At 68.4% G+C, this 13,172-nt stretch carries 15 protein-coding genes; 11 read left to right on the forward strand and 4 right to left on the reverse strand.

What is annotated here, in order from left to right; genetic code table 11:
* The first annotated feature begins 40 nt into the window (after positions 1-40).
* From CSC76_RS12395 to CSC76_RS12425, 7 genes are all read left to right on the forward strand, one after another.
* Complete coding sequence (locus tag CSC76_RS12395; protein WP_162110319.1) at positions 41-952, forward strand: CheR family methyltransferase; 912 nt, start codon at positions 41-43, stop codon at positions 950-952.
* Entirely contained in the window at positions 949-1,551 is a 603-nt protein-coding gene (gene cheD / locus CSC76_RS12400; protein ID WP_162110320.1) for a chemoreceptor glutamine deamidase CheD, read from the forward strand. The genes CSC76_RS12395 and cheD overlap by 4 nt, the downstream gene beginning before the upstream one ends.
* Entirely contained in the window at positions 1,551-2,618 is a 1,068-nt protein-coding gene (locus CSC76_RS12405; RefSeq protein WP_379605244.1) for a protein-glutamate methylesterase/protein-glutamine glutaminase, read from the forward strand. Before cheD ends, CSC76_RS12405 begins: the two co-directional genes overlap by 1 nt.
* Positions 2,619-2,905: 287 nt before the next feature.
* Positions 2,906-4,096: a methyl-accepting chemotaxis protein gene (locus CSC76_RS12410; RefSeq protein WP_162110321.1), complete on the forward strand. Its 1,191-nt coding sequence runs from the start codon at positions 2,906-2,908 to the stop codon at positions 4,094-4,096.
* 145 nt (positions 4,097-4,241) lie between these two features.
* Complete coding sequence (locus CSC76_RS12415) at positions 4,242-4,865, forward strand: sensor histidine kinase (protein WP_162110322.1); 624 nt, start codon at positions 4,242-4,244, stop codon at positions 4,863-4,865.
* Positions 4,862-6,577: an EAL domain-containing protein gene (locus CSC76_RS12420; RefSeq protein WP_425500869.1), complete on the forward strand. Its 1,716-nt coding sequence runs from the start codon at positions 4,862-4,864 to the stop codon at positions 6,575-6,577. Before CSC76_RS12415 ends, CSC76_RS12420 begins: the two co-directional genes overlap by 4 nt.
* Positions 6,543-6,833 (forward strand): GIY-YIG nuclease family protein, encoded by a 291-nt coding sequence (locus CSC76_RS12425; protein WP_162110323.1) that lies wholly within the window; start codon positions 6,543-6,545, stop codon positions 6,831-6,833. Before CSC76_RS12420 ends, CSC76_RS12425 begins: the two co-directional genes overlap by 35 nt.
* Positions 6,834-6,979: 146 nt before the next feature.
* Here the strand turns inward: CSC76_RS12425 and CSC76_RS12430 are convergent, their stop codons facing one another.
* The 4 genes from CSC76_RS12430 to flgA form a co-directional block, all read right to left on the reverse strand.
* Entirely contained in the window at positions 6,980-8,131 is a 1,152-nt protein-coding gene (locus CSC76_RS12430) for an ATP-binding protein (protein ID WP_162110348.1), read from the reverse strand.
* Positions 8,132-8,319: 188 nt separating this feature from the next.
* A complete protein-coding gene (locus tag CSC76_RS12435; protein ID WP_162110324.1) occupies positions 8,320-8,664 on the reverse strand; it encodes a flagellar protein FlgN in 345 nt (114 codons plus the stop codon).
* Positions 8,665-8,669: 5 nt separating this feature from the next.
* Positions 8,670-8,978 (reverse strand): flagellar biosynthesis anti-sigma factor FlgM, encoded by a 309-nt coding sequence (gene flgM, locus CSC76_RS12440; RefSeq protein WP_162110325.1) that lies wholly within the window; start codon positions 8,976-8,978, stop codon positions 8,670-8,672.
* Positions 8,979-9,144: 166 nt separating this feature from the next.
* Entirely contained in the window at positions 9,145-9,786 is a 642-nt protein-coding gene (gene flgA, locus CSC76_RS12445; RefSeq protein WP_379605247.1) for a flagellar basal body P-ring formation chaperone FlgA, read from the reverse strand.
* A 714-nt stretch (positions 9,787-10,500) separates the two neighbouring features.
* Here flgA and CSC76_RS12450 point away from each other — a divergent pair.
* The 4 genes from CSC76_RS12450 (at position 10,501) to CSC76_RS12465 (ending at position 13,167) form a co-directional block, all read left to right on the forward strand.
* Entirely contained in the window at positions 10,501-11,454 is a 954-nt protein-coding gene (locus CSC76_RS12450) for a chemotaxis protein (protein ID WP_162110327.1), read from the forward strand.
* Positions 11,455-11,651: 197 nt separating this feature from the next.
* Positions 11,652-12,038 carry a flagellar basal body rod protein FlgB gene (gene flgB, locus CSC76_RS12455; RefSeq protein WP_162110328.1) on the forward strand — a complete coding sequence of 129 codons (387 nt, stop codon included), beginning with the start codon at positions 11,652-11,654 and terminating at the stop codon, positions 12,036-12,038.
* Between the two features lie 11 nt (positions 12,039-12,049).
* Positions 12,050-12,457, forward strand: a complete 408-nt coding sequence (flgC, locus tag CSC76_RS12460) for a flagellar basal body rod protein FlgC (protein WP_162110329.1) — start codon at positions 12,050-12,052, stop codon at positions 12,455-12,457.
* 26 nt (positions 12,458-12,483) lie between these two features.
* Entirely contained in the window at positions 12,484-13,167 is a 684-nt protein-coding gene (locus tag CSC76_RS12465) for a flagellar hook capping FlgD N-terminal domain-containing protein (RefSeq protein ID WP_162110330.1), read from the forward strand.
* Positions 13,168-13,172: the final 5 nt, after the last annotated feature.

A 13,172-nucleotide genomic window follows, 5' to 3' on the forward strand; every position in this document is an offset into this window, starting at 1 on the left:
TGACGGAAGCCCGCCAGCATCCCGTCCGTTCGAGACATCCATGTCCGTCAGCACCCGCTCTCCGGTTCCGACCGCCGCCACGATCCGACGGACCCCTTCTGCCGGCCGTGACGACGTCCCCGCACCGGGCACGCGCGACTTCGAGTTCGACGATCGCGACTTCCGCCGCGTCGCCGACCTGATCCGGCAACGCGCCGGCATCGCGCTGGCGGACGGCAAGCGCGACATGGTCTACGGCCGCCTGTCCAGGCGCCTGCGCGCGCTCGGACTGCGCAGCTTCAAGGACTACCTGGACCGGTTGGAGCGCGACGGTGGCGACGAGTGGCAGGCCTTCACCAATGCGCTGACCACCAACCTCACGTCGTTCTTCCGCGAGCCTCACCATTTCGAGCGCCTGCAGGAAGAACTGGCCAAACGCCGCAACGACGGCCCGCTCAAGATCTGGTCGTGTGCCGCCTCCCCCGGCGAGGAACCGTATTCCATCGCCATCACCGCCTGCGAGGCTTACGGCACGCTGACGCCCCCGATACGCATCCTGGCCACCGACGTGGACACACAGGTGCTGGCGACCGGCGAACGTGGCGTCTATCCGATCGAACGCATCGCCGGCCTGGACGATGCGGTGAAGCGCCGCTATTTCCAACGCGGCAGCGGCCCCAATGAGGGCAAGTGCCGCGTGCATCCGGCATTGCGCCAACTGATCGAGTTCCGGCCGCTGAACCTGCTGGCGCCGCGCTACGAGGTACCCGGCCCGTTCGTGGCGATGTTCTGCCGCAACGTGATGATCTACTTCGACAAGCCCACGCAGCGGGCCATCCTGACGCGCTTGGTCCCGCACCTGGCCGACGACGGCATGCTGTACACCGGGCACTCGGAGAACTACCTGCACGCAGCGGACATCATCCAGCCCTGCGGGCGCACGCTGTACCAGCGTGCCGGGACGGCCGCATGAGTGCCGCCGCTGCCGCCTTCGCCGATGGCCGCGTGATGCGGTACCACGATGCCCGCTTCAAGACCGAAGCGGCCAAGCTGCTGCCCACCCAGTACCTGGTGGTCGACAACGACACCGCGCTGGTCACCGTGCTGGGTTCCTGCGTGGCCGCGTGCATCCGCGACCCGTTGCTCAAGCTGGGCGGGATGAACCACTTCCTGCTCCCCGACGGCAACGTGGGCGACGGTGCGCCGGCGCGCTACGGCAGTTACGCGATGGAACTGCTGATCAACGACCTGCTCAAGCGCGGTGCGGCACGCAACCGGCTGGAAGCCAAGGTGTTCGGCGGCGCCAACGTACTGAAGGGGTTCACCAGCAATCCGGTAGGCACGCGCAATGCCGAATTCGTGCGCCGCTATCTGGATGCCGAGCGTATCCCGGTGATGGCCGAGGACCTGCGCGGCATCCATCCGCGCAAGGTCTGGTATTTCCCGCAGACGGGGCGCGCCGTCGTCCCGCGCCTGCCGCATGCGCATGATGCCGAAGTGCTGGCCGCCGAGTCCGCTGCCCGGGCCCGCCTGTCCAAGGCCCCGGTCACCGGGGGCGTGGAGCTGTTCTGATGAGCATGACCCCTTGCCGCGTGCTGATCGTCGACGACTCGGCGGTGGTGCGCCAGATCCTGACCGAAATCCTGTCGCGCGACCCCGGCATCGAGGTCGTCGGTTCCGCCGCCGACCCGCTGCTGGCGCGCGACAAGATCAAGCGCCTGAACCCGGACGTGATGACGCTGGACGTGGAAATGCCGCGCATGGACGGGCTGGCCTTCCTGGAAAACGTCATGCGCCTGCGTCCGATGCCGGTGGTGATGATCTCCTCGCTGACCGAGCGCGGCGCCGACACCACGCTGCAGGCGCTGGCGCTGGGCGCGGTGGACTTCGTCTCCAAGCCCAAGCTGGACGTCGCCAGCGGCCTGCAGGCCTACGCCGACGAGATCATCGCCAAGGTCAAGACCGCGGCCAAGGCGCGCGTGCGCCCGCTGGCCCGGCCAAGCGCACCGCGCACCGGACTGGATACGACGCTGCCGGCGCCGCCGGCGCTGCGCTTCCGCACCACCGACCGCCTGATCGCCATCGGCGCCTCCGCGGGCGGCACCGAGGCCCTGCGCGTGGTGCTGGAGCAGATGCCGGCCGACGCGCCCGCCATCGTCCTGACCCAGCACATCCCGGCCGGCTTCAGCCGCGCCTTCGCCGAACGCCTGGACCGCCATTCGGCCATGGCCGTGCGCGAGGCGACCGATGGCGAAGCCATCCTGCCCGGCCACGCCTATCTCCCGCCCGGCGGCCAGCACATGCGGGTGATCCGCGACGGCGCCCGCTGGCGCTGCCGCATCGACGACGGCCCGGCGGTGAACCGCCACAAGCCGGCCGTGGACGTGTTGTTCCGGTCCGTCGCCCAGAGCGCGGGCGGCAACGCGGTCGGCGCCATCCTGACCGGCATGGGCGACGACGGCGCCCGCGGCCTGCTGGAGATGAGCCAGGCCGGTGCGCCCACCCTGGTGCAGGACGAAGCCACCAGCGTGGTCTGGGGCATGCCCGGCGCGGCCATGCGGCTGGGCGCGGCCAAGGAAACCGTGCCGCTGGAACGCATCGCCCAGCGGCTGCTGGACCTGGCGGCGGCGATCGCCTGAGCCGCCGGAATCCCCACTGCGGGCCTGCTGTAGGAGCGACGTGAGTCGCGACCGCACGCCTGCCACCGTCGTGCCCCGAGACACAAGCAGGACGCGGTGACGGTCAGCCGCACCGCTCCAGCAACGCCAGCCGTTGTTTCCCTGTCGCGGTCGCGACTCACGTCGCTCCTACACGGGCAGCAACACCGGTCACAGATCGCACGCCATCGCAAAACCACGCGAATTCCCGCCTAAAGAGCCGTTCCGCACGGCCGATACTCCACAGTGAGCTTCATCAGAGAGCACCCATGTACTCGCGCATCCTGGTTCGTCTGGCGGCACCCCTCATCCTGACCCTGCTGTTCCCGCTGTCGGTCGGTCTCGACTGGCCCAATGCCCTGCAGTGGGCCTTGCTGACATCGCTGACCCTGGCCTGGCTGATCTTCGCCTGGCTGTCGGTCGTCAATTCGCACCAGATCTCGCCGGAGCATGCCAGCGTCGTGCGCGAACAGGATGCGCTGTTGAGCGAGCTGCGCCGCTTCGTCAACAACGAGATCGAGGGCTCGCGCCACGAGATCGATCGCGCCCGGGAACTGATCCGCGAGGCCGTCGGCAGCCTGGGGGGCAGCTTCGACGCGATGAACCGCAAGTCGCGCGAACAGAGCGCGGCCATCGCCCGCATCATCGACCGCAACGGCGACGGCGACCGCGCCGGCGTGGACGTGGCGCGCTTCGCCCAGAACGCCAGCCAACGCATGGAGCAACTGGTGGAAGCGCTGGAGCAGGTGGCCGGCCAGAGCGGCACCACCGTGCACCACATCGACGACATGGCCCAGCACTTGGACGGCATCTTCTCGTTGCTGGAGGACGTGAAGTCGATCGCCGACCAGACCAATCTGCTGGCGCTGAACGCCGCCATCGAAGCGGCCCGTGCCGGCGAGGCCGGTCGCGGCTTCGCGGTGGTCGCCGACGAGGTGCGCAACCTGTCCGAGCGTTCCACCGCCTTCAACGAGCAGATCCGCAAGCTGGCGCACAGTTCGAAGGAATCGATCGCCAAGGTCCGCGACACCGTTTCCAACATGGCCTCGCGCGATCTGGACCGCTCCCGCGAGGCTCGCGCCGAAGCCGCCGGCATGCTCAGCCAGGTGGCGGCCATCAATGCTTCGCTGGGCGACGGCATGCGTGAAGTGTCGATGTGCGGCCATGCCATCGACGCCAGCGTGGCCGATGCCGTCCGCTCGCTGCAGTTCGAGGACATCGCCACCCAGTCGCTGGGTAGCGCGGTGACGCATCTGGACCGCCTGGCCACCATCAACAAGGAAGCCGTCGCCCTGCAGGAACTGCTGCACCGCTCGGGCGGTGCCACCGACAATGAACTGCTCAGCGCCCTGCGCCTGATCGGCAACCGCCTGCGCGACCAGCGCACGGAATGGGAGCGGCCGCCCCACAAACCGGTGGCGCAGCAGAACATGGGCGCCGGCACGGTGGAACTGTTCTGATCTCGCCGTCGATCGGTGGCTGACACACCGCCAAGGGGCGATCGCGTTGCGACCGCCCCTTGGCGTTTGTGCCGCCCGCAGCGTGGTCCGCCGCGAGGCGCGGCTGGCATACTGCGGCGATCGCCCTCCGCACCGGCCGACGCCCATGCCGTCTCCTTCCGCGCTGCTGCTCCAGCTGTTCCGCCTGCAGGAGGAGGAGCGCGCGCGGGTGGGACGCGCCCTGCACAACCAGGTGGGACAGGCCCTGTCGGCCATCCGGATGGGCGCGCACCTGGTGCAGTCGGAAGACGACGCCGACCTGCGTGCGGAGGACCTGCACGAGATCATCCGTACCAGCGATGAGACGGTGGCGATCCTGCGCGACCTGCACGCCCACCTGCACCCGCCCCAGCTGGACGCCATCGGCCTGGACGCGGCGCTGCGCGCCGAGGTCGAGCGCCACTTCGCCCCGGGCACGCTTTCGGTCTCGCTGCCGCCGCTGCCCCGCGCACCGCAGGCGGACCTCGCCCTGGTGGCGTTCCGCATCGGCCAAGCCCTCCTCCGGCAGGCGGCCACGCGCGCGGACGGCGGCGCGCAGGTGACGCTGACGGACGATGACGCCGCCTTCGTGCTGAGCGCCCGCCACATCCCCGGCGACCTGCCCGACGCCGCGTTGTGGCGGGCGCTGGCCAGCGCCGCCGGGGGGCGGCTCGACGACGAGGGGGGCAGCCACTGGCGACTTCGCCTACCCTATGGGCCGAAACCCGCGACGTCACCCGATCCCGCTTGAACACCGAGCACGCCCACCTGCCCCGCCTGCCCCGCCTGGGTGCCGGCGAACCCGACCTGCAGCGGATGGTCGACGCCGCCAACGCGGGCGGGACGCCGCTGATGCTGCTGTACCTGGACATCGACCACTTCCGCTCGATCAACGAGAACATGGGTGTGGAAGTCGGCGACGAGGCGCTGGCCATCCTCAGCGACCGCCTGCGGCAGGCGCTGGGCCCCGAGGCGCGCGCCTGGCGGCATGGCAGCGACGAATTCATCGTGGCCGTGCCGCGCCTGCCCGGCACCCTGCCGCCCGAACGTTTCGGCGACGCGCTGCGCGAGCAGATCGAACTGCCGATGACGGTGCTGCCCTACACGCTGTTCCTGACCGGCACGCTGGGCATCGCCCTGTGCCCGGAACACGCGGATACGGCATCGGGCCTGCTGCAGTGCGCGGAAAGCGCGATGGAACAGGCCAAGCACGAGGGCATGAACCTGGTGCGCCTGTACCGCCGCGGCGCCGCGATCACCGCGCGCAGCGACAGCATCATCGCCCGGCAGATCGTCAACGCAATCCAGCACAACGAACTGCGCCTGTTCTACCAGCCGCAGATCAACGCGCATGACGGCCGCGTGGTCGGCATGGAGACGCTGCTGCGCTGGTACTCGCCCGCTCTGGGCCTGCTGGTGCCCGAGCGCTTCATGCATGTGGCCGAGAAGCTGGGCGTGATCGTGCAGATCGGCGACTGGGTGCTGCGCAACGCCTTCAAGCAGGCGCGCATCTGGCGGGACTGGGGTTTCGACGACTTCGAGATCGCGGTCAATGTCTCGACGCTTCAGCTGCTGCGGCCCAGCTTCGTGGCCGAAGTGCTGGAGGCGATGCAGGAAGCCGGCATACCGCCGCAGATGGTGGTGCTGGAGGTGCGCCAGAACGCGCTGGCCAAGGACATGAACCTGGTTCACCGCACTCTTGCCCAGCTGCACCGCGAGGGCGTCCGGCTGACCCTGGACGACTTCGGCATGGGCGATTCCAACCTGGATTCGCTGGTCCGCTTCTCGGTGGACAAGATCAAGATCGATCGCAACTTCGTGAAGGGCGTGCCCTCGGGCAACCGCGAGGTGGCCATCACCTGCGCCATCATCGCCATGGGGCACCAGCTGGGCATGAAGGTCATCGCGCATGGCGTGGAAACCGACACGCAGCTGGGCTTCCTGCGCCGCAACCAGTGCGACATGTTCCAGGGCCACCTGTTCGGCGAGCCGATGAACGCCGAGGACGCGGGCGCCGTGTTGCGCCGCCGCTACCTGCGTGCGGACGCGTTCGCGGCCACCAAGCCCGACCGCACCCTGCTGCTGCTCGACGATGAAGAGAACATCCTGCGCTCGCTGGTGCGCCTGTTCCGCCGCGACGGCTACCGCATCCTGGCCGCCAGCAACGTCACCGACGCGTTCGAACTGCTGGCCACCAACGACGTGCAGGTCATCCTGTCCGACCAGCGCATGTCGGACATGAGCGGCACCGAGTTCCTCGGCCGCGTGCGCATGCTGTACCCGGACACCGTGCGCCTGGTGCTGTCGGGCTACACCGACCTGGCCACCGTGACCGAGGCCATCAATCGCGGCGAAATCTACCGCTTCCTCACCAAGCCGTGGAACGACGACGACCTGCGCGAGCACATCCGCCAGGCCTTCACCGCCTATGAGAACCAGCCCCACCACCGCGCTCAAGCCTGAGGCGGCGCCGTGGTGCGTGTACCTGCTGGAGTGCCGCAACGGCGCGTACTACGCCGGCATCACCAATCGCCTGGAGGCACGCTATGCCGCGCATCTTGCGGGTACCGGCGCGAAGTACACGCGGGCGAATCCGCCGGTACGCGTCGTGGCGAGTCGCGCCTATCCGGACCGGAGCGCGGCGTCACGGGCGGAAGCACAACTCAAGCGGTTGCCCAAGGCAAAGAAGCTGGCGTTCTTCGACGCACCGCCCCTGTAGGAGCGACGTAAGTCGCGACCGCGGAAATCAAACAATCCATTCGGCGATACCATCCACCGGCGGTTGATCGCCTGCTCGACGCTCACCGCCACCGCGTTCTTCCGGTCGCGACTTACGTCGCTCCTACAGGGATGCGTGTTGACGGCTCACGCGGCGTCGGCACTCGGCTGGCGGATCGGCAGCATGATGCGGAAGCAGGCCCCCGCGCCGGGGATGTTGCGCGCCTCGATGCGGCCGTTGTGCTTCTTCACGATGCCGTAGGAGATCGACAGCCCCAACCCGGTGCCGCTGCCTACCGGCTTGGTGGTGAAGAACGGATCGAAGATGCGCTGCAGGATCTCCTCGGGGATGCCGTGACCGCTGTCCTGGATCTCGACCCAGACCTCGTCGCCTTCCACGCCCGTGCTGACGGTGATGGTGCCGCGCTCGTCGATGGCATGGCTGGCGTTGAGCAGGATGTTCATGAACACCTGATTCAATTCCGACGGCCGGCACTGCACCAGCGGTAGCTTGCCGTAGTGCCGTTCCAGCGTGACCTTGTACTTCAGCTCGTTCCAGACGATGTTGATGGTGGAATCCAGGCCGGCATGCAGGTCGGCGGATTTCCAGCTGTCGTCGCGGCCGGAGTAGGAGAAGTCCTTGAGGTTGCGCACGATCGCGGTGACCCGCTCGATGCCCTCGCGCGACTCCGCCATCAGCTGCGGCAGATCGCCGGTGATGAAGTCGATGTCGTAGCGCGCGCGCATCTCCTCGATCTCGGGCAGCATCGCCTTCGGGTCCGGCAGGCGCAGCGCGCGCTCGTAGACCTCGATCAGCGAGAACAGGCTGTGCAGGTATTCCTGCAGCGAGCCCAGGTTGGAGTGCACGTAGCCGATGGGGTTGTTGATCTCGTGCGCGACGCCGGCCGCGAGCTGGCCGATGGAGGCCATCTTCTCCGACTGCACCAGCTGTTCCTGCGCACCGGCCAGGCGCACCAGGGTCTGCCGCAGCTGCGCGTGGCGGCGCTGCAGCTCCTGCTGGCGCGCATGCGCTTCGCTGACGTCGTGGAAGACCACCAGGCAGTGTCCGCCGCCGGGATTGTCGTGGAAATAGACGCGCACCTGCAGCACCAGGCCGTCGTCCAGGCTCAGGTCCCCGTTCCAGCGGCCATCGGCGCGCGCCGTGGCGATCGCATCCGCCGGCAGCAGCCGGGCAAGCGCAGCCAGCGCATCGTGTTCGTCGTTCACCAACGCCAGCGCGGCGGCGTTCGCATGCAGGGGGCGCGCATCGCCACGGCACAGCAGATACCCGTCATCCATCAGTTCGGCCAACGCCTTGAGGTCGGCGAAGGTCGGGATATCGTCCGCGGCGCAGGCGCTGGAGGGCAGGTTCGGGGAGGGAGCAGTGGCCACGGACGCATCGGACGGCGGCGACGGGGCGCCAGTATCCGGCGCCCCCGTGGCAGCGGCAAGGCGCGATGTCGCAGTTTGTGGATCGGGCACCGGGCTCAGGCGACCGCGAGCGGGCGCGGCGCGGACAACGTGGACGTCTGTCCCTGCGCGTCGTAGGCGCCACTGCTTTCGGTGCGGCCGAGGTGGCGCAGCGCCCAGTTCACTTCCCGTCGGCGGCGCGCCAGCAGGATGCCGTTGGCATGGTTCATTTCAGCCAGTTCGGTCAGGCGCCCCTGCAGTTCGTCGGGGAAGCCGTAGCCCGCGGCGGCCGCTTCCAGCGCGCGCAACGCGTCCAGCTTTTCCTGGGTGCAACGCACCAGGCCTTCCACGTCGTGCTCCACGATGGCGCGACGCTCCTCTTCCAGGGCCGCGGACAGTCGCTGGAGGGGGGCGTGCGTCATCGTGGTCAACCGGCGAGCTGGCCTTCCAGGCCGAGCATGCCGTCGGCGATGGCTTCGGCGTTGATCTTGTAGGTACCGGCCTGCAGCGCTTCGCGCACGGCCTGCACGCGGGCGTGGTCGATGGCCGGCGCGGTGGACAGTTCGCGCTGCATCGCCTGCAGGCTGGTGGCCTCACCGGTCAGGCGCAGGCTGTCGCCGCCGGCGCTGGCTTCCACCGGCCGCGAACGTTCGGCACCCGCCGGCGCGACACGGCCGCCTACGGGGCCCGTGGTGCGTACGGCGGCAGGGGGAGTGCCTTCGATTTTCTGGCTCATGTTGGTTCACCTGTAACAGGGTTCATCGAGGTTATCGGCCGTGGCCACGCCAACTTTAGTGACGGATTCCACATTTCCGCAGAAGGCCGGATTGTCGCCGGTTCTTCGACCCAGCGTCGGTATCGGCCCCCCGGGGGACAACTTGAGGGGCGATTGCAACTTTTTTTCATCGGCTGACCCAGACATCACCCCCCGGCCCCACCACGCCCTGCACCACGCGGCGGGACGAGAGGTTTTCCACGGTCACCCGTTCGCTCTCGCCGGCATCACCCAGCGCCTTGCCGACCACGCGCACCTCCACCCCGCCGCGACGGGATACCAGCGCGACGTTGTCGCCCCGGCGGATCAGGCGCTGGGCCACCAGGTCGGTCGCCGACAGCACGGCACCGGCCGACAACGTGCGGCGCGCAACACGGCCCACGGCCTGTGCGGGATCGGCCACGGCCGCGCCGACGATGCGCGAGGCATCACGGGTTTCCGGAACGAAGGCGTCGGCGGCGATCGTTTCGCCCGGTGCGATGCCACGGCTCAGCACCAGCACCGTCTGGCTGCGACGCACGCGCACCGGCACGAACAGGCGCCAGCCATCGGGACAGCCGACCTCCACGCTGTTGCTGCCCTGCACGCGCGCGACCAGTGCCGCACTGCAACGCGGCAGGCGCAGGGCGGGATCGAGCGTCGCTTCAGCGTCGGCGCCCACTGGCAGCGCACCGAGGGCCGCGGCCTTGATGGTGTCGACCGGCTGGAAGTCCGCGGCCATGACGGCGCATGCGGTCAGGCCGCCGATCAGGGCGGTGGTGAGGCGCAGCAGCATGGGCGGGCTCCGTCGGTTCATCGGCGGAGGAGCTGCAAGCGGTGTGCCAGAAACGGAGCCTGTCCGTCATGGCTTTCGGCGCTAGCTCGTTGCTGGCCACGCTTGGTGCCGCTCGCCGCGGCGGCCCTACTTTTCTTTGCTTGTGCAAAGAAAAGTAGGCAAAAGAAACACCCCCCGGCGGTCCGCCCGCCGCACGCGGCGGGTTCGCATTCACGACGGGAATTTTCGGACAGGGCATCCTGCCCTGGCCGAAAACGGCGCACATCCATGTGCGCCGCCCTGCGGGTTTTACCCGCCGTGACTGCCGGACCTAAAGGGGCCCCGAAAGCCGACACGGACAGATTCGGCGTGCACGCCTTTGACCTGGCTCTTCACGGTCCCCATTAGGCACGGCGAGTGGGCCGGGTAAAACCCGAAGGGCGCCGTCATGGATGACGGCGTTTCCGTATGGCACAGGGATGTGCCTTACGGAAATTCCCGGCCCGCTCGCGGACCCGGAGCGAAGCGCAGGGCGTGCCGCGTGGGGCGTGTTTCTTTGGTTCCTTTCTTTGCACGAGCAAAGAAGTGCTTCTCAACAGCCGAATGGCTAGTCAAGGGACGCCCCCGCGGCCAGCGGCACCAGCTCTCCATTCCTAGGACCGGTCACGAAACCACTTCTGCGGTGGTGCCACGCCTCAAGGCCTCATCCAGCCGGCCGATATGCTGGACATGACCCAGGACCTGCTCAACCGCATCGACCAGCGCACCCGCCTGGCCGGCCACAACCGCCTCGCCCTGCTGCTGTTCCGCCTGGGCGGGCGTCAGCTTTTTGGCGTCAACGTCTTCAAGGTGCAGGAAGTCCTGCGCCGGCCCGGCCTGTTCCAGCTGCCCGGGCTGCCCAGCGAATTCGTCGGCGTGGCAGACGTGCGCGGACGCTCGGTGCCGGTGCTGGACCTGGGCCTGAGCATCCGCCACCCCGAGCGCGACCCGAACCCCGAGAACGCCCCCAACTACCTGGTGGTCACCGAGTTCAACCGCTCCGTGCAGGGCTTCCTGGTCAGCGGCGTGGAGCGCATCGTCAACATCGCGGTGGAGGACATCCACCCGCCGCCGGAGCTGGGCGCGGAAAACAGCTACCTGCCCGCCGTGACGCGCTTCCAGGGCGAACTGATCCAGGTGATCGACGTGGAAAGCGTGCTGGCCGACATCTGCCAGTCGCGCATGGACGCCACCCTTGCGCCGGAAATGGCCCTGCCGGCCGACGCGCCGCCGATGCAGGTGCTGGTGGTGGACGATTCCCGCGTGGCGCGCTCGCAGATCCGCAGCGTGCTGGAGCAGCTGGGCGTCACCGCCACCCTGCTCTCCGACGGCCGCCAGGCCCTGGACCACCTCTTGCAGGTGCCCGCCGCCGGCGAGACCCCGGCCGAGCGCTACGCCATGGTCATCTCCGACATCGAGATGCCCGCCATGGACGGCTACACCCTGACGACGGAAATCCGGCGCCATCCGGGCCTGGCCGGCCTGTACGTGCTGCTGCACACCTCGCTGTCGGGCGTGTTCAACAACGCCATGGTCGAGCGCGTCGGTGCCAATGCCTTCGTGGCCAAGTACAGCCCGCACGAGCTGGCCGAGCATGTGCTGTTCCGGCTGAACCAGGTGGCCGCGGCGCAAATGGCAGCCTGATCGTCGTCCCAGCGAATGCTGGGACCCATGTGCTCTTCCCCTAGAAGAGAGAAGGGGTAAAGGGCAGGATCAAGATGGATCCCGGCGTTCCGCCGGGATGACGGCACGGGTATCCCCATCCCTGCCTGGGTGGATGCTCGCCCGGTTCTGGCACACGCCTTGCAGCATCCCCGGCAACGGTCTGCCGGAGCGGTGCCATGTCCAATCCCATCTCCAACTACCTGGGTGTCCATGCCGCGGCGCTGCCGCTGCGCGAGCAGCGCATGCAGCTGATCGCCAGCAACCTGTCCAACGCCGACACGCCAAACTTCAAGGCCAAGGACCTCGATTTCCAGGCCGCCCTGGAGCAGGCCGCCGCCAGGGCCGCGCCCCTGCAGACCACCCACGAGCAGCACCTCACCCTGCTCGACGCCAGCCCTCGCCTGTTCGAGCGCGCCGGCGTGCAGCCCAGCCTGGACGGCAACACCGTCGATGCCGACACCGAGCGCGCCGCCTACGGCCGTGCCGCGCTGGAATACCGCGCTTCGCTGAGCTTCATCGAATCCAAGGTGCGCACCATGCTCACCGCCATCACCGGCCAGTAAGGGGCCGCGCCATGAGCAACCTGCCCATCTTCGACGTCGCCGGCTCCGCGCTGCAGGCGCAGTCCGTGCGCCTGAACACCATCGCCAGCAACCTGTCCAACGCCGACTCTATTGCCTCCTCGCCCGAGGCGGTCTACAAGCCGATCGAACCGATCTTCCAGGCGCGTCCGTTCAATGCGGACGGTTCGCTGACCTCGGTGCAGGTGAAGGAAATCACCCAGAGCGAAGCGCCGCCGATCAAGCGCTACGAACCGGGTCACCCGATGGCCGATGGCGACGGTTACGTCTACGCACCGGATGTCGATCCGGTCGCGCAGATGGTCAACCTGATCTCCGCTTCGCGCGGCTACCAGGCCGGCGTGGAAGTGCTGAACACCGCCAAGGAACTGGCCCTGGCCACCCTGACCATGGGCCGCTGACGGCCTGCCACCGAGCGAACACGCACATGACCACCGTCAACGGCGATCCCTTCGCCGCCCTCAATACCGGCACCACCGGCGCGGCGACCACGGCCAAGAAGGCCGACACGCTGGGGCAGGCCGACTTCATGCGGCTGATGACCGAGCAGCTGGCCAACCAGGACCCGCTGAAGCCGCTGTCCAACAGCGAGTTCGTCGCCCAGCTGGCGCAGTTCTCCACCGTGCAGGGCATCAGCGACCTCAACACCACGGTCAACGGGTTCACCGCCTCGCTCACCGGCGACCAGGTGCTGAAGGGCGCCTCGCTGGTCGGACACTCGGTGGTGGTGCCTTCCGAATCCCTTGCCCTGCCCGCCTCCGGCAATGCCACGGGCCTAGTGATGTCGCCCGGGGCCGGCAAGGTCACTTTCGAGATCACCGACGCCAGCGGCGTGGTGGTGGACACGATCGAAGTCGAAGCCGACGCCAAGGGCGAGACCGCGTTCGCCTGGGACGGCGTGAAGGCCAACGGCGAGCGCGCGCCCGAAGGCAGGTACTCGATCAAGGCCACCCATACCGCCAGCGACGGTACCGCCACCGCGCTCAATACCTACGTCGACGCCACGGTCGACAGCGTGACCATCGGCTCCGATGGCCTGTACCTCAACCTGCCCGGCCTGGGCACCGCACCGCTCGACTACGTGCTGCGCATCGGCAAGTCGGCATCCTGACCTCC

It is taken from the genome of Pseudoxanthomonas mexicana, from assembly GCF_010093385.1.
GTDB lineage: Bacteria > Pseudomonadota > Gammaproteobacteria > Xanthomonadales > Xanthomonadaceae > Pseudoxanthomonas_A > Pseudoxanthomonas_A mexicana.